Here is a 21,720-nt window from a genome sequence, read left to right as displayed (position 1 = left end):
AGCAGGCTAAAATTTTCTGGCATTATTGTTCTTCGAGAACTAGCCTTAGCGGATAATTTTGAGGCTGATTGTTAGAACAATCAGGAGCAGTAAATCCACGTGTCAAATTTATGATTGCTTTTGGGCAACTCTTTATACAGGCATTTTGAATAGCAGGTAGTGGCGATGAAATTGGTTATACTCGCGGGCGGCTTCGGGACACGCATCAGCGAAGAGTCACATCTCAAGCCCAAGCCGATGATTGAAATCGGTGGTCGCCCTATCATTTGGCACATCATGAAGCACTACAGTGAGCATGGGATAAATGAATTTGTGATCTGCTGTGGCTACAAGGGCTATATGATTAAGGAATACTTTGCGAATTACTTCCTGCATATGTCAGATGTCACGATCGATCTGGAAACCAACGGGATGGAAATACATTCCCAACGTGCAGAAACATGGAAAATCACTCTGGTCGATACAGGTGAGACGACGCAAACGGGCGGACGGATCAAGCGTGTCAAAGATCACTTGGATGGAACATTTTGTCTGACGTATGGCGATGGGGTCAGCGATGTCGATCTGACGGCGTTGATAGCGCACCACCGTGCGCAAGGGACCGAAGCAACAGTAACCGCGATACAGCCTGCCGGGCGCTTTGGCGGCCTTGTAATCGACGGAGGCCTGGTTTCGCGCTTCCAAGAGAAGCCCGAGGGGGACGGTAGGTGGATCAACGGTGGCTTTTTTGTATGTGAACCAGCCGTTATTGACAGGATTTCAGGCAATCAAACCGTGTTCGAGAAGGACCCATTGGAAACTTTGGCGGCGGAAGGCCAGCTATCCGTATGGAAGCATAACGGCTTTTGGCAGTCTATGGATACGTTGCGCGACAGGAATACATTGGAAGAGCTTTGGGCAAAAGATAGTGCCCCTTGGAAGACTTGGAAATGAATAGCTTCTGGAGCGGCAAGAGTGTTCTGGTTACCGGGCACACCGGTTTCAAAGGAAGCTGGCTGTCTTTTTGGTTGAACCAGTTGGGCGCCAATGTTGCAGGTATGGCCCTCGCGCCAGACACGAAGCCTGCGCTTTTCGATCAGCTTGGAATTGAGGCGCTGGCTGATCATATGATCGGTGACATTCGTGATGCAAATCTGGTTGCCCGCCGGGTGGCTGAGGTTCAACCCAACGTCATATTCCACCTTGCAGCACAGCCACTTGTCATAGAATCCTATAAAACCCCTTTGGAAACTTGGCAAACGAACGTCATGGGCTCGGCGCATGTTATGCAGGCCGTTCGTCAGCTGACAGGTCGCTGCGCAGTCGTCATGGTCACGACTGACAAAGTTTATGAAAACCTTGAAAATGGAAAAGCCTATAATGAGTGTGACCCACTTGGCGGTCATGATCCTTACAGTGCTAGCAAGGCTGCTATGGAAATCGCAGTGTCGAGTTGGAGGCGTTCTTTTCTTGCAGGCACGGACATCAGGATGGCCTCGGCAAGGGCAGGGAATGTAATCGGCGGTGGTGACTGGGCTACCAACCGGATTGTGCCGGATATTGTGCGAGCACTGAAGCTCGAGCAGCCTATAGCTGTGCGCAACCCAAACGCCGTGCGCCCGTGGCAGCATGTTTTGGAACCACTTGCAGGCTATCTTGTTTTGGCTGAGCGGCTCTGGTCATCGGAGGACAAGGCCTATCAATCTGCTTTCAACTTCGGACCAGACCCAAAGGATGCACGCCCAGTCGTTGATTTGGTGACCGAAGCTTTGCGCCATTGGCGAGGAAGTTGGGCTAAGATACCCTCCAAGGATGCCGTGCATGAGGCTGGTTTTCTCAGCCTTGATTCCGCTAAAAGCGAAGCCCATTTGGGCATCAAACCACGCTGGTCGTTCGAGCAAACGATCGAGAAAACTATAAATTGGTATCGGGCAGTTGCCGACGGGGAATCGGCGAAGGACGTCACCTTGGCGCAAATTTCCGAATTCGGGGGCCTATGATTTTCAGACCTCTTTCACTCAATGGTACGTTTGAAGTGTTGTTGGAACCCAAAGGGGACCAGCGTGGCTTTTTTTCACGGTTTTATTGCGATGACGAGTTTGCAATGCAGGGCCTCAATACAGATTGGGCTCAGATGAACCTCTCGCTCACACGAGGGGTGGGGTCGTTGCGTGGTTTGCATTTTCAACGTGGGGATGCGGCTGAAGTCAAGCTGGTTCGCTGTCTTCGTGGTCGGGCCTATGACGTCATTGTTGATCTTCGCAAAGGGTCCAAAAGCTACGGGAAACACGCCAGCATCATACTAGACGCCGAGAGCCGTAATTCAATCTACATCCCTAAGGGTTTTGCACATGGTTTCCAAGCGTTGGAAGACGAAGTTGAACTACAATATTTTCACTCGCGACCCTATTCCCCCAATCAAGAGGGTGGTGTTAACTTGATGGATGGCGATTTGGCAATCAACTGGCCCTTGCCGGTTGCTCAACTGTCGCAACGTGACAGAACTCTTCCTGCCCTTACAGAGGTTACACCGCTATGACGCAGGTTTGTCGCCATTGTGCTGCCCCTTTAGAAACCCGGTTTCTGGACCTTGGATTTGCCCCACCGTCCAATGCCTATCTAACTTCTGACGATTTGAAAAAACCTGAAGTCACCTTTCCGCTCAGACTGCTGGCATGCGGCAATTGCCGCCTTGTGCAAACCGAAGACTTCGCGGCTGCTGATGCTTTGTTTACCGACGACTACGCCTATTTCTCATCCACCTCACAGGGATGGTTGGATCACGCGCAGCGCTATGTGGATATGGTGAGCAAGCGGCTTGGTCTCGGGCCTCAAAGTCACGTGATGGAGATCGCGTCAAATGACGGCTACTTGTTGAAGAATTTCGTTGCAAAGGGAATTCCTTGTGTTGGGGTCGAGCCTACCGAAAGCACGGCTGCCGCCGCTCGAGGGCAGGGTATACCGGTGATACAAGACTTCTTCGGTATGAACCTTGTGAAGCGTTTGGAGCAGGCTGATCTTATCATTGGCAACAATGTTTATGCCCATGTGCCGGAGATCAACGATTTCACTGCAGCCCTGAAGGCGGTATTGAAACCGCAGGGCGTTATTACGCTTGAGTTTCCACATTTGATGCGCCTGGTAGAGCTCCGCCAGTTTGACACTGTCTACCATGAGCATTTCTCCTATCTTTCCTTGCTGGTCGTGGAGCGGATATTCAAAGCTGCCGGGTTACGGATTTTTGATGCCGAGGAGTTGCCGACCCATGGCGGCAGCCTTCGCATATACGGCTGCCATGAGGCAGCCACGCATCTGCAGCTCAATTCGGTGGCCACATTGTTGGATCAGGAACGGGCACGCGGAATGGATCGTGACGCGTTTTATCTGGCGTTCCAGTCGCAGGCGGATGAGGTCAAAAACGGCTTTCTCGAGTTTTTATTACATGCCAAGGCCGAGGGCAAATCCGTGGCGGGTTATGGAGCCGCGGCAAAAGGCAACACGATCATAAATTATGCGGGTGTGAGGCCCGATCTACTCCCGTTCATCTGTGACGCCGCATCAGCCAAAATTGGCAAACTGATGCCCGGTAGCCATATTCCGATACTGGCGCCTGCGGCTTTGCGCGAAAACAGGCCAGACTACCTGATTATTCTGCCTTGGAATATTGCGACAGAAGTCAAAGCCCAATGCAGCGACCTTGCTGCGCTTGGCACCCGGTTTGTCACCGCTGTGCCAAGGCTTGAGGTGTCACAGTGAGCCGCATTCTGATCACCGGAGCCACGGGGTTTGTCGGGTTGCCAGTGGCGCAAAAGCTCGCTGCTGCGGGACACGAACTCACCTGTGTTATAAGAAGGGGAACAGAAGGCAGGCTCGAGGGGCTAACCACACAGATAGTCTTTTGTGACGACGTCTTTGAACAGTCTTCCGACTGGTGGACCAAAGTGCTGACAGGCCATGATACAGTTGTTCACCTTGCATGGTACGCCGAGCCTGGCAAATATTTGACATCGGAGCGCAATCTGGACTGCCTGACAGGAACACTGTCTATGGCGAAAGGCGCAGTTGCTGCAAAACTGCGCAGGTTTGTGGCGGTGGGCACATGCTTTGAATATGACCTAACCGTAGGAGATCTATCTGTCGACACACCGCTTGCGCCTAAAACCCCGTATGCAGCGGCGAAAGTCGCAACTTTCCTGATGTTGAAGTCCTGGTTTGCTACAGCCGATATAGAGTTTCTTTGGGCGCGATTATTCTACCTTTACGGCGCGCGCGAGGACAGCCGCCGGCTTGTTCCTTATCTGCACAATCAGCTGAGCAGGGGGCTGGTGGCCGAGTTGACGAGTGGAAATGCGGTGCGTGATTATCTTGATGTCGCGGCAGCCGCAGACTTGCTCGTAAAAGATATCATGAGCATCTGCATTGGGCCAACAAACATTTGCAGTGGCAAGGCGGTTACGATCAGAGCTCTCGCAGAAGAGATAGCCGACCAGTATGGCCGCCGTGACCTCCTGAAATTTGGCGTGCGTCCGGACAATTTGACTGATCCGCCAAGAGTGGTTGGCCTAAGGAAAGAGTGCACAACATGACCCAAGCTGCAAAGACCCGGCTGCTTTATGCGCAGGATGAATTTCCCGTTTTTCAGAACCGTATGTATACCAGCACCGAAGAGGCCCGAAATTGCCCCAAAGGCAACATCCGTATTGTCGAAGATCAGACAACGGGGTTGGTGCGGAACGATGCTTTCGATCCGGCCCTGGTTAACTATGATTCCGCTTACCAGAATGAACAGGCCAATAGCGCGCCGTTTCGCGAGCATCTGGACTGGGCCGCCGATCTGATCTCCGAGACAATAGGTCTTGACGATCTGGTCGAAGTCGGCTGCGGCAAGGGAACGTTTTTGGAAATGCTGTCGTCTAGGGGCGCATCGATCACAGGGTTTGATCCGACCTATGAGGGTGATAACCCGCTCATTCAAAAGCACTACTTCGGGCCTGATTTGGGCTTATCGGCGAAGGGGCTCGTGCTGCGCCACGTGCTGGAGCACATTCCTGATCCATATGCATTTCTGTGCCAGTTGCGTGATGCTAATGGCGGGGGCGGCTTGATTTATATCGAAGTGCCCTGTTTTGATTGGATTTGCGAGGCACGGTCATGGTTTGATGTGTTTTACGAACACGTTAATTATTTTCGATTGTCAGACTTTCAAAAAATGTTCGCTCATGCGCCGGAAATGGGGCGATGCTTTGGAGGCCAGTATATCTATGTTGTCGGCGACCTCTCGAACCTGCGCGTCCCCTTGTATGATCCGAAGCATCCAGTTGAGTTCCCCGATGATTTTAGCGCATCGTTGCAGGATCCAGCCGCAAAATTATCGGACATAGTCTGGGGCGGAGCCTCGAAAGGTGTAATCTATGCGTTGCTGCGGGAAAGGGCGGGAAGCCCTGTCAATGCTGTGATTGATATCAATCCTAACAAGCAAGGGTGCTTTCTGGCCGGAACCGGGTTACGCGTGAGTGCGCCTGAAGACATCCTGCCGCAATCACCTAAAACAACAAGAATCCTTGTGATGAATCCGAATTACTCTGAGGAAATCCGGCAAATATCGAACGATAAATTTACTTATGTAGAGGTGGGAAATGACTGAATTCAAGAAAGAGATCGTAGGCCGTATCTCGAACATGATGGACAACAAGCCGTTGAACGATCTGGCGCTGGAGTTCTTGCAAGCCACAACCCAGCCGAAGTATTCGTATAATTTTCATTGGCAAGATCGCCCCATCATCCAATACCCGCAAGACATCGTCGCGATGCAAGAACTGATCTGGAGTGTTAAACCCGACCTGATCATCGAGACGGGCATTGCACACGGTGGATCACTGATCTTCAGCGCCTCCATGCTTGCTCTTTTGGATATGTGCGATGCGATTGAGGCTGGGACAGTCATGGATCCTTCAAAATCATCTCGCAAGGTTTTGGGCATCGATATCGACATCCGCGAGCACAATCTTGCCGCCATTCGGGAGCACCCGATGGCGTCGCGCATTGAAATGATCGAAGGGTCCAGTATCGACCCGGAGATATTTGCAAAGGTTCAAAAAGCCGCCCAAGGCTATGAGCGTGTGCTTGTCTGTCTGGATTCCAACCACACACATGACCATGTCCGAAACGAACTGGAGCTTTATGCACCGCTAACATCCGTTGGGAGCTACTGTGTCGTCTTTGATACCCTGATCGAAGACATGCCTGCCGACGAATACCCAGACCGCTTATGGGGCCCCGGGAACAACCCCAAAACCGCCGTCTGGGACTACTTGAAGACGCACCCGGAGTTTGAGATTGATAAAAGCATTCCAGCAAAACTGCTGATCACCGTCGCTCATGATGGCTTTCTTAAGCGGGTTAGATAGTCACAGCCTACGTTTAAATCCCTTTGAGCGGCGCTTTGCCTGTTTCCACGCCTTGCGCGGTTCCATCTCGCCAGACAGAACGGCTCCGAAGTCTTCTCCAAGCAAACTGTCCATAGTGTTGGCTGCTGTAAGTATTGTGTTCTCACCATCTTTGAGGGTGGCAACTCTGATACTGTCAAGTTTCCTCCTAAGCCGTGAAAGATTTTCCTTCAGGCTGCGTTTTGCTTTGGGCGGGGCCGCCAGTGCAGCAGAGAGCATTTCAGTGGTCCCTGTTGCCACCGCATGGTCTGTCAGGATGCCGTGCAGCGCTTTCGCGAGTTCAGCGTTTCTGCGACCGGAACCCAGAACGTAGTGATACCAACAAAAATAGTCGGGCTGGAATTTATCAAGCCCATGATTGCGTCTTAGGGTTTCCAAAGTTGAGAAAAACGCCAATGGAACTGATTTCGCGTGAGGCATCACATCGCTCAACTTGTCGGTTTTGTTTTCTTGCGCAAAAAGCTCGCTGCTTCCGGTTTGAGGGCGGTTTTTCTGTGCTGCACCATGGCCGCCGCCTGTGCTTGCGGGGCTATGTCCGTTGATGGAAAATGGATGGTCAACTCCGATGAAATTGCCATCTTTCAAAATGGATCGATAACTTAGATTGATATCAGGTATTGCACTGTCAAAAACTGTCTTCTTATCCATCGAAGTTTTCAGCATATAATCGCGCGAAAGGCAGCCATGATAGATTCGTGGAACCGGACGCAGATTGCCTACATCTGCTGCCAACAGTTTCTTGAGGTTGTCCGAACCTTGATAATGCTTTGGGGCGCCGAAGAAATCTTCGGGATACAACCGGAGCCTCCCCGTGCTCTTGCCATAATCTTTAACTGGCCATCCATAGTTTGGATTGATCCAACTCACCCCATCCGGTTTGTAGGTTTCCAAAATCTGCCGCAGGAACTTGAACTGTTTGGGAAGTAAGCCGTCGTCGTCGCCAAAGAAAATCAGGTAGTCGCCTGTGGCTGCGTTGAAAGCATATTCAAAGTTTTCACGCATCGACAGCCGCGCGCCTGTGTTTACGTAAACCAAACGGGGGTCATCAAGCGTCTGGACAAGATCCTGCGTGTCATCGCTACTGGCATTATCACTGACGACTATCTCGATATTCGCATCTTCGATCTGAAGGGCTGTTTGAACCGAGTGCCGCAAATACTGGCTGCGCTCTCTGGTGGGAATGATGATACTGATTTTCACGAATAGATACTTCTTTCAGTCCGGTCTGTCTCAAGAGCGGATTAAGGGCCTAACGTTTCAGTTCAGCCAGTATTGCCGTTTTAAATTGTGAACTCTAACTTAGCTTAAATAGGGTTCATCAAACTATCTAGTTCCAAATATAGGTTTTGTTACGTTGGCGTTTCATCTGAGTGCGGCTCAGCGCTGGTTTCGCTGAATAATCCTCGAAAAAGCGCTTGTCGGCATTTTGCTACCGCCTACCAGTTAGAGTTTAACTTAGAGACGCAATGCCATTATCGGCTTGAAGCTTTACAGGCCCGACCTTGACAAGAACATCTCCACCGCGCGTCAGGTCTACCTCGGGCTTGGCGGCTCACAAGTGGCCGCGTATAATGCGGGACATGGAGTATGTCACTTCGCTGTTCGCACAGAAGGTGGTCGCCACGGCGGGCGATGAGGTCGATTCTGCGGCGATGCTGGCCAGTGTCGGGATCGCCCCCGACGACCCTTGGGACGCCGGACAGATGGTTCCGGCTGAGCGCTACTACGACATGCTCGAAAAAATCGCCGATCAGATCGATGTGACCGACCTGCCGGTGCGCACCGGTGCCTCCATGCGTCTTGACGAATACGGCGCGCTCGGGCTGGCCTTCAAAGCCGCGACGACGCTCGGTGCGTCCTACGCACGGGTGGAACGCTATGCGCGGCTTTGGACCAGCGTCGTCGAATACGAACTGCGACCGACGACCGGGGGCACGCTTCTCATCCTGCATCGGGCAGGCGAACGGCGCCTCGGGATGCGGCTGTCGAACGAAGCGACCCTTGTGAGCGCAGTTTCCATCGCAAGGCAGGTTTGCCCGATGCCGCTCGCGCCCGTGGAAGTGCTGGTCCGACATCCCGCCCCGCGCTCGACCGCTGCTCACGAGGAGTGGTTCGGCTGCCCGGTGCGCTTCGGCGCCGAGCTCGACGCGATCCTCTATGCCGAAGCGACGCTGGCAAGGCCCAACATCCTCGGGGACGAAGGAATCTCGAAGTACCTCACGTCGCATCTGGACGCGGAACTGTCTAAGGTCACCCGGGAGCCCGTGATTGTCACGCAGGCGAGAGCCGCAATCGCCCAGGCCCTAAGCGAGGGAGCTCCTAAAATGGCCGAGATCGCCCGCGGGCTCGGGCTCAGTGCCCGTTCCTTCCACAGGCGCCTCTCAGAGCACGGACTGAACTTTCAGACGCTGACCGAGCAAACCCGCCGCGACCTCGCCAAGGGACTCTTGCAAGACGAGGGCCGGTCATTGGCCGAAATCGCGTTTCTGACTGGTTTCTCCGAGCAGAGCGCCTTTACCCGCGCGTTTAAGCGTTGGGTCGGCGCGACCCCCGCGACCTATCGCAAGGATACTGCCCACCGCTGACGGGCGCATTGGCGACGGCAGTCAAAAAGCTGGCATCGCCGGTCAATACTGCATGGGGCCGCGTCGCCTATGCCTTGGCTACCGATACCGAAGCCAAGGAGATATCCGATGCAAGACCGACCAATCCTCGTCATCGGCGCCACCGGCAAGACCGGCCACCGCGTCGCCAGCCGCCTCGAGGCGCAGGGCCTTTCTGTACGCCGCGGCGCGCGTAGCTCCGCAACGCCCTTTGACTGGGAGGCGCCCGTAACCTGGGTACCGGCTCTGCGAGGGGCCCGTGCGGCCTAAGTCACGTATTTTCCCGATCTAGCCTTCCCCGGAGCCGTAGACAAGCTCGAGTCCCTATGCGAAACGGCGCGCGACGTCGACGTCGAACACCTTGTGTTGTTGTCGGGGCGCGGCGAACACCATGCGCGGCTGGGTGAGGAGGTGGTGCGCACTTCCGGCATCGACTTCACCATAGTCCGGGCTGCTTGGTTCGCGCAAAACTTCTCCGAAGGCTACTTGCGCGATCCGGTGTTGGCCGGCGTTCTTCCGATGCCCGGCGGCGATGTCGCTGAGCCGATCATCGACATCGACGACATTGCCGATGTCGCAGTGGCAGCGCTGACCGAAGAGGGGCACAAGGGCGAGCTTTACGAGGTGACAGGCCCGCGGCTTATGTCCTTCGCAGATATGGCGAGTGAGCTCTCGCGGGCCACCGGGTGTGAGATCCGGCATATCCCCATTAGCTTCGAGGAGTTTCACGAGAATGTCGCCGAGGCTGGCGGCAGCTTTGTTGCCGATGTTTTTACTGCGATCGCGCGCGAAACTCTGGATGGACGCAACGCCCACACAACGGATGGGGTGATGCGCGCTCTCGGCCGGGCCCCTCGCGACTTTGCTGACTTCGCCCGGGCCACCGCTCAAACCGGCGCATGGACAAGTGCCGCCTGACACCGCCAATAGAAAGGAGAATGGCATGAAGCCCACCCTACTTGAGAAAATCGCGCTTGGCCTCTCCGGTCTTACCGCATTCACCATTGGCGCTTTCATCCTGTTTGCACCACACACCTTCTACGCAAGCTACGGCATCACGCTTGGCGAAGATGCCAGCTTGCTAAGCGAACTGCGCGCCCCCGGCGCCGGTCTGGCGGGGTTCGGCCTTCTGATGCTGCTCGGTATGTGGCGGCACGCGGTCCTGCCTCTTGGCATGGCGGCGGCTCTGACGGTCTTTACCGCTTTTCCAGTTGGGCGGCTGGTCGGACTTGCGGTGGACGGGATGCCGTCAGGCAACGTCGTCGGCGCCCTCGTCGTGGAGTTGATCATTGCCGCGCTGTGCCTTGCCGCCTTCCGCCGGCGCCTCTGGCTACCGGCACCCGACCTCTCCACGGCGAAGCCCGCGCGTTGAGCCTGTCGCGGCGGTTTGGCGCATGACGCCTTGCCGTCGCCCCAATCCAAGGAACCCGTCCCCATGTCTGCAGTCTTCTTCTTCCTCGCCCACCTCGCCGTGCTCGCCTATGCGCTTGTCGGCGGCGTCTTTCTCGCTTTTTCGGATTTCATCATGCGCGCCTTGTCCCTGACCCCCGGTCAGGGGGGCGTGGAGGCCATGCAAGCCATCAACCGAGAGGTGTTCCGCTGGGTTTTCATGGCGCTTTTCCTCGGGCTGGCTCCGGTATCTCTGCTAATCACGGCCTATGGCGCAATCGTTGTTGAGCACGGCCCGGGACACGTGATGATGCTGTCTGGAGTGACGTACTTCGTCGGATGCTTCGGGGTAACAGTGTTCGCCAACGTGCCAATGAATAAAATTCTGGCGAACATGGATGCCTCGGCGGATGCAACGCTGGACTACTGGACCGGCACCTATCTGCCGCGCTGGAGCTTCTGGAATACCGTGCGCACGGTCGCCTGTGGGCTGTCTGCGGCCCTGCTGCTGTTCTCGCTGATCTGGGCGGCGTAGTCACAGGCGCGCAGTATGAAAAACTGAGCCGCATCAGGGCGTCGACCTGAACAAGGAAGTTGAGGTCGCAGGTGTCTACCGACATATTCGTTCACGACCCACATCATCCTATGAAATGGTCGGCAATTAAGAGAGAGGATATTACTCATGGCTGAACCGCATTACCGCCGAGCAACCGCAGAAGACCTCGAAGCGATTGTCGCGATGCTGGCCGATGACGTGCTTGGTGCGTCGCGGGAAAACGCTTTGCCAACCGTAGACGATTGCTACCGGGCTGCATTTGCCGAGATTGATGCCGACCCGAACCAGTTTCTTTGTGTGGTTGAGGATGGGCAGCAGATCGTAGGAACCTTGCAACTCACCTTCATCCCGGGTCTCTCTCGCCATGGCACTAAGCGCGGACAGATCGAGGCGGTGCGTATCGCGAGCGATCGTCGCGGCGGAAAGCTTGGCGAAGCGATGTTTGCCTGGGCGATCAGCGCATGCCGAGCACATGGGTGTTCGTTGGTTCAGCTCACCACGGACAAGGCCCGGCCAGACGCCCATCGTTTCTATGGCCGTCTGGGCTTTGAACCGACCCATATTGGTTACAAGCTAAAGATATAAAGAAGGGCGGCCAACCATCTTTGACGGTGTGGTGAATGTTCTGTCTGGTGGGCCGCACCGAGGCACGACCGTTGGTAGAGGTGAACGGCCGCTTTGGGCCGTGAGTGACGCGACCGCTCGACGCGATGGCGGTAGATGCCGCGGGGCGGCTTGTAGCAGCAGAGAGCCCAACGCACACAAAGCGGCTCTACAGAAGGTTCGCAGATGAACCTTCGTCTTGACGTGTCTCGGTGTTCTGTATTTGCATTGACGTCGAATTGGAGCACGCCTTTGAAAAACAACTACATCCTGATCGACTTTGAGAATGTTCAGCCCAGGAACCTTGAACTCCTCCGTGGGCATCCCTGCAAGCTGATTGTATTCATAGGCGCCAACCAAAAAAGCGTTCCTTTCGACTTCGCGGAGCAATTGCAAGGATTGGGAGAAAATGCCTGTTATCAAAAGATTACAGGGAATGGATCGAACGCATTGGACTTTCACATTGCGTTCTACTTGGGAGAACTCGCAGCGCAAGATGCCGATGCGTACTTCCACATTATTTCCCGTGACAAGGGCTTCGATCCGCTGATTACACATTTGCGACAAAGAAAGATCCCCGCTCTCCGCCATGTTGACCTATCCGAGGTGCCTTTCGTCAAAATCTCGAATGCAAGCTCGCTGGACCAGAAAATCGAAGCAATTGTTGACAGTTTGAAATCTCGAGGAAACTCGCGTCCAAGAAAGATCAGCACGCTCAAAGGAACGGTGAACGCCCTTTTCAGGAAGACCTTGGATGACGCTGATTTGGAAGCGTTGGTTCGGGAGTTGAAAGAACGCGGCCACGTTGACTTTTCGGACCAGGCCGTCAGCTATGGCCCACACATTGTCCGACACTGATCAATTCGTCCGGAGACTGTGGGTCCGCGACCTTGGCGATGTCCCCGCCGCAGCGAATGGCCGTTTCGACGGGCCGCACTGCAGCATCTTGACCGGTTGATGAAAGGCAGCTTAGGGCCGGGCTCGTTTCGGATGGCGCTTGGTGCATCAAGTTGTAGGATGGACCGAATTTAGCGGAGGTGCGTTATTAATGAAACCAAGTACAGATTGGAAAGGTGTGCGTTGGGAATCCGTGAAGGGTGTTGCAAACAACGACTTCACGCGGGTCGTGGCACTGATACCTATAGCCGGTTACCTGATCCTGTTTAACGATGAAATCGCTGGAATGGCCTCTTTCGATGCCTTAGCAGGCGCTGGCGAAGCTGATCGATCGCCCTTCCTATTGGACGGCCTAACCAAGTTTCGATTGGTGTTCTTCGGCAGCCTATTCGTGCTCTGCTCATTTCTGACCTACAGATTGTTCCGTCCAGAGGTGTTGGAAGCCTCCAAAAACGGCCTAGAGTTTTCTGAGCTAGTAAGGCAACGATACTGCGTCTACGAACTCGCCCAAATAGAAGAGAGCGTTCATTCTGAATCGTGGGTCGAACGAACCGAGGCTTTTTGGATAGTGCTGGGTAAGCAGCGCTCCAAGAAACCCGTGGTTTCAGGTTATAGGCCAGACGTCAGAGCCCATATGTTCTCGAAGCATGGCGACTACATAGGCTATCTCGCTAGAGAGTGGTGGGAGGGTATGATGCATACCTATAGGCCCGCGCGGATATGCTCCCTGGCGTTTGGAGTTGGGGGATATGCCATGCTGGCAATCCCCACCTTGGACGTCGCTCAGGCTGTTCTACGGCACCTATTCACCGGCTAGTCGTGCGCTCGCGGCGAAGGTCCGGTCTGACGGGCCGCACTGCGGCGTGGCCGGAGAATGATCAAGGTCAACTTAGGGCCGTTCATGTCGCCAACAACAGCAAAGATTGAGCAGATGCTGCGCTGCATCCGATGGCGGCAAAGAGGCCATAGCAGAAGTGCCAGATGTTCACTGCATGCACGGTCAGCGCATTACGTGCGCCAAAGCGCTCAGGTCACGACGCTGCTATGCAGTCGTTAACACGGCCGTTCATGCGAATCGCGGACAAAGCGATGCAAAATCAAATTAGCTGCGGATAGGAAAAACCTTGATTCGGAACGGTTTCTTGGGTGCTTTCCGGTTTCGGTGTTCAAGTTATTTCTGCTTACAATCAGCAAATTCCCTTACTCCCAGTTTTGAGGATATTCATTTCTTGTCCCGTTTCTGCAATTCTAACAGTGTGCAACAGCAAGAGGGCTTCCGAACTCCAAGAGATTTCGGGTACATAGTAAAGTGGACAAGCTTTCGGTTATGAACGCATTTTGCCGGATCGTCGATCGCGGCAGTTTCGCCCGAGCTGCCGAGGATCTCGGCGTGTCATCGGGACTGCTCAGCCGCGAAGTCAAGCTACTTGAGGAAAGCCTTGGCTGTAGTCTTCTGACGCGGACCACGCGTTCAATGTCGCTGACGGATCACGGGCGCATTTACTACGATCAAGCACAGGCGATACTTAATGCGGTGGGTCAAGTCGAAGACCAGATACGGCGGCATTCGGGCGAAGTGCGCGGGCATCTGAGGATCAATGCCCCGAGCTCTTACGGGCAGATTGTCTTGTCCCCGCTTTTGCCAACGTTTCTGGACGCACATCCTGAACTTGAAATGACACTGGCGCTGGATGATCGGGTTGTAGACATGGTCGAGGGCGGATTCGATCTGTCGATCCGAGTTCGCGCGGAGCTACCGGATTCCGCTCTGGTTGCCCGCCGTCTTGCTCCGGTTCATCAGCGCCTTTTCGCGAGCCCCGCATATCTTGCGGATGCTGGCACGCCGGAGACTCCAGTCGCGTTGCATGATCATGTAAGCGCGACCTATACGCTTGCCGATGATATGCTGCACTGGACGCTGACGGGTTCATCGGAGACCGAAGTCGTCACGCTGCAACCGCGGCTGCGGATCGGGTCGAGCCTGATTCTGCGCGATATGCTGATTGCCGGGTTCGGGATCGGCGCTCTGCCCGATTTCATATCCGAAAGCCCCCACGCAAATGGGGACCTCGTTCGGGTGCTGCCTGACTACGAATTGCCGCCACGCCATGTGTTTGCAGTAACGGCCTCTCGACTTGGCTCAGATGCCAAGGTCGCAGCCTTTCTCGACCATCTGCGCGCCGCGCTTGCGCCCTGACACTCTTAACACAGCGTAAAGAGTGTTTTGCGCTTGGTCCGGTTAATCCGACGCCGCCCATAGCCCATCCTCTGAGCAACGAAACATCTAGCTCAAGAGGATCCCATGACCCGCGTTCTCATTCTTTATTATTCCAGCTACGGACATGTCCGTGACCTAGCTCAAGCCGAAGCCGAAGGCGCGCGTTCGGTTCCGGGCACCATCGTCGACATTCGCCGTGTCCCCGAAACTGTCCCAGCAGACATCCGCAAATCCTCGGGGTTTGTGGAAGACGACACGCCCGAGGCGGCTCCGGCCGAAATGGCGGATTACGATGCCGTCATCTTTGGCACGCCGACACGCTTTGGCATGATGGCCAGTCAGATGAAGCAATTCCTCGATATGGCAGGTGGATTATGGGCGCGGAACGCCCTGGTCGGCAAGGTCGGCGCGGTGTTTGCGTCCACTGGTTCGCAGCATGGCGGGCACGAGGCGACGATGCTGTCCTCGCATATCCCGCTTCTGCATTTTGGCATGATGATTGCAGGTTTGCCCTACACCTTTGCCGGTCAAACCACACGCGACGGTATCATCGGCGGTGCGCCATACGGTGCCGGGACCATTGCCGGGGCTGATGGTGCGTTGCTGCCGACCGAGACTGATCTGGACGGTGCCCGTTTCCAAGGTGCTCACGTTGCTCGGATTGCCACTGCGCTGAGTTCTGCTCGGGCTTTGGAGGAGGTTGCGTAATGACCCGCTCCCCCAATCTTACCATCGACTTCTTCCATGATGTCGTCTGCTGCTGGTGCTTCAACATCTCATCGCGGATGCGCCAATTGGCTTCGGAATTCAATATCGACATCCGGCACCGGACATTTGTTCTGCAGGCCAGTACCGCCGAAATGCAGACGCGGTGGGGTGCGGCAGAGGCTGCCCGTGACACAATTCTTGGCCATTGGGCCAGCTGCCGCGCGGTGAGCGACCAGCCCGAGTTGATCAATATCGACGACATGGCCCGGGCGGAGTTCGATTATCCACACGGGTACACGGCGGCGTTGGCCTGCAAGGCGGCGGAAGCGCTCGGAGGTCAGGACGCACATTGGACCCTCTTCGACCGGATCCAGCGCGCGCATCTTTCCGAAGCCCGCAATATCGCTGATCCCGCGGAACTCGCGCGGCTTGCACAAGATGTCGGACTTGACCCCGGGCGCGTCGCCTTGGCCATGTCAGACACTGCAACATGCCAAGCCGTCGAAGCTGACCGACAGCGCGCCCGCACTTTGCAAGTGCGTTCGATTCCGGCGCTCGTCGTCCGCGAGACCGGCACCCGCCTGGTGAACGGCCCCATTGACGATTTGCGCGCACAAATCCGCGCGGCAATCCACCTCAACCCCAACTGAAGAAAGGTTTCTCCCATGTATGGCAAACGCTCTCCCCGTTCCGAAACGCGCCGCCTCCGCCATGTCCTTCGGGATCTGCCGCCGCACCTGATGCGCGATATCGGTCTTCTCCCTTGGCCTGAACGGCCCATCACTATCACACTCCTTTGGTAACCTTCCTGTTGCCATTGGCTTATTAAGGAACCCCGCTATGAGCCCCCTGAAAGACATCATTCTGACAGCCCTTGCACCTGCGATATGGGGCAGCACCTACCTTGTCACGACGCAAGCCCTCCCTCCCGACTATCCGTTGACGCTCGCGGTGCTCAGGGCGTTGCCGGCAGGACTTCTGCTATTGATGGTGACCAGAAACCTTCCATCGCGGGCATGGCTTGGACGGACGTTCCTTCTGGGCGCATTCAACTTCGCGATTTTCTGGTCGCTGCTCTTTGTTGCGGCGTATCGTCTTCCGGGCGGTGTGGCGGCAACACTCGGCGCAACGCAGACACTGATCGTGCTTGGTTTATCGCGCGCCTTGCTCGGCTCACGCGTTTCGGTCGTATCCATTTTGGCCGCAATTGCGGGCATTGGTGGAGTCGCCTTGCTCGTTCTTGGCCCTGCTGCCGAGCTCGATCCAATCGGGGTGGCTGCCGGGCTGGGCGGGGCGGCGTCGATGGCCGCCGGGACGGTCCTGTCGCGGAAGTGGCAACCGCCAGTTCCGGCGCTGACCTTCACCGCATGGCAACTGACGGCGGGCGGTTTGCTGCTCTTGCCTGTGGCGTTCGTCTTCGAACCGGCCCTGCCACCGCTCACGGCGACGAATCTGGCCGGACTTGCCTGGCTCGGTCTGATCGGCGCGGCGGCGACCTATTGGCTTTGGTTTCGCGGCGTGGCCCGAATTGAGCCCGGTGCCGTCTCGATGCTCGGTTTGATGAGTCCACTGACCGCTGTTTTACTTGGGTGGCTCTGGCTAGGCCAGGCCCTTGGGACACTGCAGACCATTGGTGCCGCTGTCCTGCTCGCCTCAGTCTGGCTCGGTCAGGTTCCCACATTCACAACTCGTTTCATCAACAAGAAGGTGATCCCATGAAACCCATAATTCCTCTGACTACCGCTGTTCTCTTTGCCCTGCCAATGCTTGCGTTTGCTGAAGAAAGTACTTTTGTTTCTGACGGCGTGCCCCTCCACTTCACCGAGAAAGGCACCGGTCCCACCGTCGTAATGCTGCACGCCTTCGCCGGATCATCGACCCTATGGGAAAGCAATGGGCTTTTACCGCTCGACGGATTTCGTGCGATCAGTTTTGACGCGCGCGGTCATGGTGCCAGCGGCAAGCCCGCTGACGCCGATGCCTATGGCACCCAATTGGTCGATGACGTGATGGGATTGATGGACGATCATGGCATCGAAGCCGCGCATACCGTTGGTTACTCAATGGGAGCCGAAACCGCACTGAAACTCGCCACCACGCACCCTGACCGCGTCCTGTCGCTGCTCATCGGCGGCTTCGACCGGTCGGGGGCCAACGCGATACAAACCTACGGTTTTATTGCCGACGCCTTTGGCCGTGTCGACACGTTTGGCGACTTCATCACCGCTATGGCCCCTGATGATGAAGGGGCCAGTGAAGAGGAAATGATGGCCGGTCTTGCGATGCTCTCGCCCCATGGCATCGCCACCGATCAGGACGCCGCTCCGTTGGCGGCAACCGCAAGTGCGATGCATCAACTTCTGGGTCTTGGGTCGGACGAGCTGGAAGCCATTCCGTTCCCGGTTCTTGGTATCGCCGGTGAAACCGATGGAGAACGCGCGAATATCGAACGCCTGGGTCAAGCGATCCCGGATTTCACTTTCGTCCATACCCCGGGCGCGGATCATCTGTTGGCCCCTTTCGACCCGCTCTTCACTGAAACTGTCACTGCCTTCTTACGGAAGTGATCGCGTTATAGACAGAAGGACCTACCAAATGAAAACGCACCTCACGCCGCCCGAGATCTCTATCGCCCGATGGGCAGGATTGCTCTATCTCGCTATCATCTTCCTCGGCATCAGCTCCGAAGTGGTCTTTCGCAGCCCGCTGATCGACCTGAGTGACGCGGGCGGCACCGCCCGCGCGATCCTTGCCTCGACGAGAAACTTTCAGCTCTCCATTGCGTTCGACCTGATCATGGCGCTTGCCGATGCCGGACTTGCAGTGCTTCTGTTTGTGTTGTTTCGACCAGTCGCACCGACACTCGCGCTGGCCGCGCTCGTCTTTAGACTGGTGCAATCCGTCATTATCGGCGCAAACCTCATGAACCTTCAGGCGGCGTTGCTGTTGCTGACGCGCGCGCAGGATGTCGCAGCACTCGCTCCGAGGCAAGCCGAAGCTATGAGTGCGCTTTTTCTCAACCTGCATGGTCACGGTTACGACCTTGGGCTGGTCTTCTTCGGGATCAACAGCCTGTTGACCGGCGTGCTGATCTGGCGGGCGGGATTTATTCACAGGCTCTTTGGCGTGGGTATCGCAGCGGCTGGCATCGTTTATCTGATTGGCAGCACTCTGCGTTTCTTTGCATCAGAGCTTTCGGCTGTATTCGCCCCAGCATACGGGGTAACCGCGATTGCAGAAACCGGCTTTTGTCTATGGCTGTTAACTGCGGGGACCATAAAAAGAAGTTCCGCTTGAACGCCGCGCGTTGCGGATTTCCTCATATCCGGCATTGTCCTGGCACAAACAATAGGAGAGATTTCATGACTGAACGAGGTTTTGAAGTTCGCGCCCTTGGCGAAATCGCCATCCGGTGCATTGATCTAGACGCGATGATTGCGTTCTACCGCGACGTGATCGGCCTTGAGCTGATGAACGATCCAGACAACGGGCGCATCGTATTCTTCCGTATTGCCAAAGGCTTCGGCGGGCATACCGCTGTTCTGGCGTTATTTCGACATGATATCGAAGGTGCAGGCCGCACGAGGGCAGCGGATTTCCCACCCGCTACCGGCGCGGGGTCATCTCTTCATCACATCGCCCTGAGCCTGCCTTGGCGCGAACAGGACGCAGTGATCGCATGGTATGAACACCTCGGCCTGGACTACAACGTCGAGACATTTGACTGGGTTGGCTGGCGAGGGGTGTTCACCTTCGACCCGGATGGCAACACGGTGGAACTCGTTGCCAAGGATCCGGATTGGGCCGTTTCGTAGAGCTTTGCACATTGGTGGCATTCATAAAGTTGAGAAGCGACTACTTGCCCGGACCTAGGTAACAAAACCGAGCACGAACGTTGTGTGGCTAAAGCATCATGACACGAACCCGCGTTCAACCGCCGCTTTTGCGATCTAAGTGTAAGGTGCGGCTACTCGTGAGACTTCCCTTTGTTGATTATAGCTTTTCTCTGAGGGCTTCGTAAGGTGTCTTTCCATTGTGCGCGCCATGCGGTCTGTGGAAGTTGTAAAAGCGCTACCATTCGTCCAGTTTGGCTTCGAGATCGACATCATCTTTGTAGCTGAGCAGCTGATAAAATTCTTGCCCGTCTGAACGGTGAGACCGCTCTACCTTGCCGTTGAGCTGGGGCGTGCCACGTTTGATGTAAGCATGGCGGATGCCGAGATCCTCGACGTGCCAATGGAACTTCGCCTGAAACTCATGGCCGTTATCCGTGCGTATTTCACGGATGCGAAACGGGAACTTTTCGATGATATGGTCGACGAAGTCGATTGCATTGGCCTGGGTGTGCTTTTCGTAGATCTTTAGTGCCCGAACCCGCGTCGCGTCGTCGATAGCCGTATATTGAAAGCGGCGCACCTTTTCGCCCTTTTCTCCGATGCAAGTCAGGAACTTAACATCCATCTGGATGTGATGACCTCCCTCTCGGGACATTGCTGCGCAATACCCTGTCAGGCAATGGGCGCCTGCTTCTTATAACGCTTGGTATGGACTTTTCGCATGCGGGTGCCACGTGGAAGGCGGTTTAGCCCATGCCGGCGCAGAATGCGCTAAACGGTTGCGTCAGATATCTTGATGCCGTGATAGCGCTCCAGATACCAAACGATCCGCATGGGACCGAGGTGGTATTTGCGCCGAAGATAAAGCACCTTTTCCTCGCGCTCCGGTGGCGTTCTGTTCGCGTGCCATTTGGGGATGGGCGGCGCATTGATTAGCCCTGCTTCGCCGTGTTCTGCATAGGCTTTGCGCCAGCGGTAAAAACTGGCGCGACCGATCCCGAAATAGCGGCAGGTTTTGGCAACATGGCCGATCTCTTCGGCGTATCGCAGTATCCGTAACTTGCGTTGTATCTCGCGTTGATCTTTATTCATGATTATCTCCTTCTTCCCGGTGCCGGGAGGTTAAAGGAAATGTCTCGCGAGTAACGGCATATCTACATCTCCAAGTAACTATTGAAAAATCGATCTGCCCTGTAAAAAAACATCTACGACATCAAGATTTCGATTATACCGCACCCCAAATCCGATGGAAATTGTGACATCAATTCCGGTCAGAGCGGCGATCCAGTTTGGCTTTCGTTCGCGATATTGGGTGGCGTTCCAAATCCCCGTGAACACAACCGCAGAATAACTTACATGTGTTTCATCACCTAGCTTCAAATCCGACAACCTGAAGTCATGATAGCGAATCCATTCCTGCATAAGTGAAGGGTGCCTCAGGCTACTGGCAATTCGGAACAAACAGACTTGTCCGGTACGTACAAAATCGCCCTTGGACCAATCAATCAGCAGCAAATTTGGGGCTTCTTTTTTGGCTTCACTCGCAATCAAGCAATCCCGAACATCATGAAATTCTTCAATAACATCCGCATACTTACGCCACGCCGAAAACCTTTCGTCAAATACCTCGTTCCGTACAAAAAACGGCTCATCTGTTTGATTTGATAAATGATTAAACGGGATCGGACAGTCTGGTCCTAGCTCGCAGTCTGGGAGCTCAAGATGTTTGGGAAGCGGCGGCAATGTGTATGCGTCCTCCGCCTCAGCAAGCGGCGCAGATAGACAAAATCCCAACACACAAACGAACCCGAACTTCACCATCAACCCACCATTTTAAATCACCTTAAACGCGAAAGCACGGCGGTCAACACACTTTCCCACGGGCGACCAGAGGAAAATCCCCCTCTTCACAAACTGAGCCCGTCATCGAGGCCATGCTGCTTCTCGCGTTCGCGGTCCAGCTTCAGCGCTCTCTCCCGCTCGACGGTGCATTCGCCCTTGATCTCGTTGGCGCTGGCGTTCACAGGCGGTCAAAATCGTGATTACATCACCTTATGATACGATTTCGCTCCCAGCCGGAGTCGATCCCGATTTTGGCCACCTGTATTGCCGCCATGTGGTGGAACAGTGCGAACAAAGTTATGCCACCGCTTAACACCAGGTTTTTGCGAAGTAGTTTATCCGTATAGCGATCGCTTCGAACTTCAGCTTCATCACCCATACTCCGTTCTACTGCAAGAGCAGCCATTCAACACAAGTCGATCAAGGTCGGTTTTGTCCGCAGACTGTGAGTTCGCTTGCTTCGAGATTTTGCGGGTGCAGCGAATGGCGGAAATGCGGGCTGCAACCGCAGAAATTCATGTCCTCGTTGAGTGACCGCTTTGGGCCGTTAGTGTCGCTCAGGTTAGTAATGGGATGTACCGGCTGCTTCACCCAGCAGGTTAGGCTTGGCCTATACTGCACATAGGAGAAGTAGCATGGCGAC

At 55.2% G+C, this 21,720-nt stretch carries 24 protein-coding genes and 1 pseudogene; 21 read left to right on the top strand and 4 right to left on the bottom strand.

Features of this window, described 5'->3' with window-relative positions:
* The first annotated feature begins 165 nt into the window (after positions 1–165).
* The 7 genes from rfbF to OE750_RS12205 are packed head-to-tail and all read left to right on the top strand — an operon-like array spanning position 166 to position 6,386.
* A complete protein-coding gene (gene rfbF / locus OE750_RS12235) occupies positions 166–933 on the top strand; it encodes a glucose-1-phosphate cytidylyltransferase (protein WP_263764520.1) in 768 nt (255 codons plus the stop codon).
* The gene (gene rfbG / locus OE750_RS12230) at positions 930–1,979 is read left to right on the top strand and encodes a CDP-glucose 4,6-dehydratase (protein WP_263764519.1); all 1,050 of its coding nucleotides are present in this window, start codon (positions 930–932) and stop codon (positions 1,977–1,979) included. Before rfbF ends, rfbG begins: the two co-directional genes overlap by 4 nt.
* The gene (rfbC, locus tag OE750_RS12225; protein ID WP_263764518.1) at positions 1,976–2,518 is read left to right on the top strand and encodes a dTDP-4-dehydrorhamnose 3,5-epimerase; all 543 of its coding nucleotides are present in this window, start codon (positions 1,976–1,978) and stop codon (positions 2,516–2,518) included. The genes rfbG and rfbC overlap by 4 nt, the downstream gene beginning before the upstream one ends.
* Positions 2,515–3,735, top strand: coding sequence for a class I SAM-dependent methyltransferase (locus OE750_RS12220; protein ID WP_263764517.1), 1,221 nt, complete (start codon positions 2,515–2,517; stop codon positions 3,733–3,735). The genes rfbC and OE750_RS12220 overlap by 4 nt, the downstream gene beginning before the upstream one ends.
* Positions 3,732–4,565 carry an NAD-dependent epimerase/dehydratase family protein gene (locus OE750_RS12215; RefSeq protein ID WP_263764516.1) on the top strand — a complete coding sequence of 278 codons (834 nt, stop codon included), beginning with the start codon at positions 3,732–3,734 and terminating at the stop codon, positions 4,563–4,565. Before OE750_RS12220 ends, OE750_RS12215 begins: the two co-directional genes overlap by 4 nt.
* A complete protein-coding gene (locus OE750_RS12210; RefSeq protein WP_263764515.1) occupies positions 4,562–5,623 on the top strand; it encodes a class I SAM-dependent methyltransferase in 1,062 nt (353 codons plus the stop codon). The genes OE750_RS12215 and OE750_RS12210 overlap by 4 nt, the downstream gene beginning before the upstream one ends.
* Complete coding sequence (locus OE750_RS12205; protein WP_263764514.1) at positions 5,616–6,386, top strand: cephalosporin hydroxylase family protein; 771 nt, start codon at positions 5,616–5,618, stop codon at positions 6,384–6,386. Before OE750_RS12210 ends, OE750_RS12205 begins: the two co-directional genes overlap by 8 nt.
* On the opposite strand, the gene OE750_RS12200 is transcribed toward OE750_RS12205, so the two are convergent.
* On the bottom strand, positions 6,387–7,625 hold the full coding sequence (locus OE750_RS12200; RefSeq protein ID WP_263764513.1) for a glycosyltransferase family 2 protein: 1,239 nt from the start codon (positions 7,623–7,625) through the stop codon (positions 6,387–6,389).
* 380 nt (positions 7,626–8,005) lie between these two features.
* Here OE750_RS12200 and OE750_RS12195 point away from each other — a divergent pair, with 380 nt between their 5' ends.
* The 14 genes from OE750_RS12195 to OE750_RS12130 all read left to right on the top strand — a co-directional run bounded on the left by OE750_RS12195 (position 8,006) and on the right by OE750_RS12130 (position 19,214).
* Positions 8,006–9,010 carry an AraC family transcriptional regulator gene (locus OE750_RS12195; protein ID WP_263764512.1) on the top strand — a complete coding sequence of 335 codons (1,005 nt, stop codon included), beginning with the start codon at positions 8,006–8,008 and terminating at the stop codon, positions 9,008–9,010.
* A 429-nt stretch (positions 9,011–9,439) separates the two neighbouring features.
* Positions 9,440–9,946: a hypothetical protein gene (locus OE750_RS12190; RefSeq protein ID WP_263764511.1), complete on the top strand. Its 507-nt coding sequence runs from the start codon at positions 9,440–9,442 to the stop codon at positions 9,944–9,946.
* 25 nt (positions 9,947–9,971) lie between these two features.
* On the top strand, positions 9,972–10,400 hold the full coding sequence (locus OE750_RS12185) for a DUF4345 domain-containing protein (protein ID WP_263764509.1): 429 nt from the start codon (positions 9,972–9,974) through the stop codon (positions 10,398–10,400).
* 63 nt (positions 10,401–10,463) lie between these two features.
* Positions 10,464–10,952 (top strand): DUF1772 domain-containing protein, encoded by a 489-nt coding sequence (locus OE750_RS12180; RefSeq protein WP_263764508.1) that lies wholly within the window; start codon positions 10,464–10,466, stop codon positions 10,950–10,952.
* A gap of 147 nt (positions 10,953–11,099) precedes the next feature.
* A complete protein-coding gene (locus OE750_RS12175; protein WP_263764507.1) occupies positions 11,100–11,558 on the top strand; it encodes a GNAT family N-acetyltransferase in 459 nt (152 codons plus the stop codon).
* Between the two features lie 270 nt (positions 11,559–11,828).
* The gene (locus OE750_RS12170) at positions 11,829–12,434 is read left to right on the top strand and encodes a PIN domain-containing protein (protein WP_263764506.1); all 606 of its coding nucleotides are present in this window, start codon (positions 11,829–11,831) and stop codon (positions 12,432–12,434) included.
* A 190-nt stretch (positions 12,435–12,624) separates the two neighbouring features.
* The gene (locus tag OE750_RS12165; RefSeq protein ID WP_263764505.1) at positions 12,625–13,290 is read left to right on the top strand and encodes a hypothetical protein; all 666 of its coding nucleotides are present in this window, start codon (positions 12,625–12,627) and stop codon (positions 13,288–13,290) included.
* A gap of 510 nt (positions 13,291–13,800) precedes the next feature.
* The gene (locus OE750_RS12160; RefSeq protein ID WP_263764504.1) at positions 13,801–14,670 is read left to right on the top strand and encodes a LysR family transcriptional regulator; all 870 of its coding nucleotides are present in this window, start codon (positions 13,801–13,803) and stop codon (positions 14,668–14,670) included.
* 105 nt (positions 14,671–14,775) lie between these two features.
* The gene (wrbA, locus tag OE750_RS12155; RefSeq protein WP_263764503.1) at positions 14,776–15,399 is read left to right on the top strand and encodes an NAD(P)H:quinone oxidoreductase; all 624 of its coding nucleotides are present in this window, start codon (positions 14,776–14,778) and stop codon (positions 15,397–15,399) included.
* Entirely contained in the window at positions 15,399–16,049 is a 651-nt protein-coding gene (locus OE750_RS12150) for a DsbA family protein (protein ID WP_263764502.1), read from the top strand. Before wrbA ends, OE750_RS12150 begins: the two co-directional genes overlap by 1 nt.
* A gap of 190 nt (positions 16,050–16,239) precedes the next feature.
* On the top strand, positions 16,240–17,118 hold the full coding sequence (locus OE750_RS12145; RefSeq protein ID WP_263764501.1) for a DMT family transporter: 879 nt from the start codon (positions 16,240–16,242) through the stop codon (positions 17,116–17,118).
* Positions 17,115–17,966 (top strand): alpha/beta fold hydrolase, encoded by an 852-nt coding sequence (locus tag OE750_RS12140; RefSeq protein WP_263764500.1) that lies wholly within the window; start codon positions 17,115–17,117, stop codon positions 17,964–17,966. The genes OE750_RS12145 and OE750_RS12140 overlap by 4 nt, the downstream gene beginning before the upstream one ends.
* Before the next feature lie 28 nt (positions 17,967–17,994).
* Positions 17,995–18,696: a DUF4386 domain-containing protein gene (locus OE750_RS12135; RefSeq protein WP_263764499.1), complete on the top strand. Its 702-nt coding sequence runs from the start codon at positions 17,995–17,997 to the stop codon at positions 18,694–18,696.
* Positions 18,697–18,761: 65 nt separating this feature from the next.
* The gene (locus tag OE750_RS12130; protein WP_263764498.1) at positions 18,762–19,214 is read left to right on the top strand and encodes a VOC family protein; all 453 of its coding nucleotides are present in this window, start codon (positions 18,762–18,764) and stop codon (positions 19,212–19,214) included.
* A 178-nt stretch (positions 19,215–19,392) separates the two neighbouring features.
* On the opposite strand, the pseudogene OE750_RS12125 reads toward OE750_RS12130, so the two are convergent.
* The 3 genes and pseudogenes from OE750_RS12125 to OE750_RS12115 all read right to left on the bottom strand — a co-directional run bounded on the left by OE750_RS12125 (position 19,393) and on the right by OE750_RS12115 (position 21,483).
* Positions 19,393–20,327 (bottom strand): annotated as a pseudogene (locus OE750_RS12125) (IS481 family transposase).
* A 78-nt stretch (positions 20,328–20,405) separates the two neighbouring features.
* A complete protein-coding gene (locus tag OE750_RS12120; RefSeq protein ID WP_263764497.1) occupies positions 20,406–21,056 on the bottom strand; it encodes a hypothetical protein in 651 nt (216 codons plus the stop codon).
* Positions 21,057–21,282: 226 nt separating this feature from the next.
* Positions 21,283–21,483, bottom strand: a complete 201-nt coding sequence (locus OE750_RS12115; RefSeq protein WP_263764496.1) for a hypothetical protein — start codon at positions 21,481–21,483, stop codon at positions 21,283–21,285.
* Positions 21,484–21,720: the final 237 nt, after the last annotated feature.

Origin of the sequence: Lentibacter sp. XHP0401 (assembly GCF_025751535.1) — a bacterium.
In the GTDB taxonomy this organism is placed as follows: domain Bacteria; phylum Pseudomonadota; class Alphaproteobacteria; order Rhodobacterales; family Rhodobacteraceae; genus Lentibacter.
This window is presented reverse-complemented; position numbering and strand designations above follow the sequence as displayed.

Coding starts and splice junctions, on each gene's coding strand:
- rfbF (WP_263764520.1), top strand. CDS start 166: ATGAAATTGGTTATACTCGCGGGCGGCTTCGGGACACGCATCAGCGAA.
- rfbG (WP_263764519.1), top strand. CDS start 930: ATGAATAGCTTCTGGAGCGGCAAGAGTGTTCTGGTTACCGGGCACACC.
- rfbC (WP_263764518.1), top strand. CDS start 1,976: ATGATTTTCAGACCTCTTTCACTCAATGGTACGTTTGAAGTGTTGTTG.
- OE750_RS12220 (WP_263764517.1), top strand. CDS start 2,515: ATGACGCAGGTTTGTCGCCATTGTGCTGCCCCTTTAGAAACCCGGTTT.
- OE750_RS12210 (WP_263764515.1), top strand. CDS start 4,562: ATGACCCAAGCTGCAAAGACCCGGCTGCTTTATGCGCAGGATGAATTT.
- OE750_RS12205 (WP_263764514.1), top strand. CDS start 5,616: ATGACTGAATTCAAGAAAGAGATCGTAGGCCGTATCTCGAACATGATG.
- OE750_RS12195 (WP_263764512.1), top strand. CDS start 8,006: ATGGAGTATGTCACTTCGCTGTTCGCACAGAAGGTGGTCGCCACGGCG.
- OE750_RS12185 (WP_263764509.1), top strand. CDS start 9,972: ATGAAGCCCACCCTACTTGAGAAAATCGCGCTTGGCCTCTCCGGTCTT.
- OE750_RS12180 (WP_263764508.1), top strand. CDS start 10,464: ATGTCTGCAGTCTTCTTCTTCCTCGCCCACCTCGCCGTGCTCGCCTAT.
- OE750_RS12175 (WP_263764507.1), top strand. CDS start 11,100: ATGGCTGAACCGCATTACCGCCGAGCAACCGCAGAAGACCTCGAAGCG.
- OE750_RS12165 (WP_263764505.1), top strand. CDS start 12,625: ATGAAACCAAGTACAGATTGGAAAGGTGTGCGTTGGGAATCCGTGAAG.
- OE750_RS12160 (WP_263764504.1), top strand. CDS start 13,801: ATGAACGCATTTTGCCGGATCGTCGATCGCGGCAGTTTCGCCCGAGCT.
- wrbA (WP_263764503.1), top strand. CDS start 14,776: ATGACCCGCGTTCTCATTCTTTATTATTCCAGCTACGGACATGTCCGT.
- OE750_RS12150 (WP_263764502.1), top strand. CDS start 15,399: ATGACCCGCTCCCCCAATCTTACCATCGACTTCTTCCATGATGTCGTC.
- OE750_RS12145 (WP_263764501.1), top strand. CDS start 16,240: ATGAGCCCCCTGAAAGACATCATTCTGACAGCCCTTGCACCTGCGATA.
- OE750_RS12140 (WP_263764500.1), top strand. CDS start 17,115: ATGAAACCCATAATTCCTCTGACTACCGCTGTTCTCTTTGCCCTGCCA.
- OE750_RS12135 (WP_263764499.1), top strand. CDS start 17,995: ATGAAAACGCACCTCACGCCGCCCGAGATCTCTATCGCCCGATGGGCA.
- OE750_RS12130 (WP_263764498.1), top strand. CDS start 18,762: ATGACTGAACGAGGTTTTGAAGTTCGCGCCCTTGGCGAAATCGCCATC.
- OE750_RS12120 (WP_263764497.1), bottom strand. CDS start 21,056: ATGGTGAAGTTCGGGTTCGTTTGTGTGTTGGGATTTTGTCTATCTGCG.
- OE750_RS12115 (WP_263764496.1), bottom strand. CDS start 21,483: ATGGCTGCTCTTGCAGTAGAACGGAGTATGGGTGATGAAGCTGAAGTT.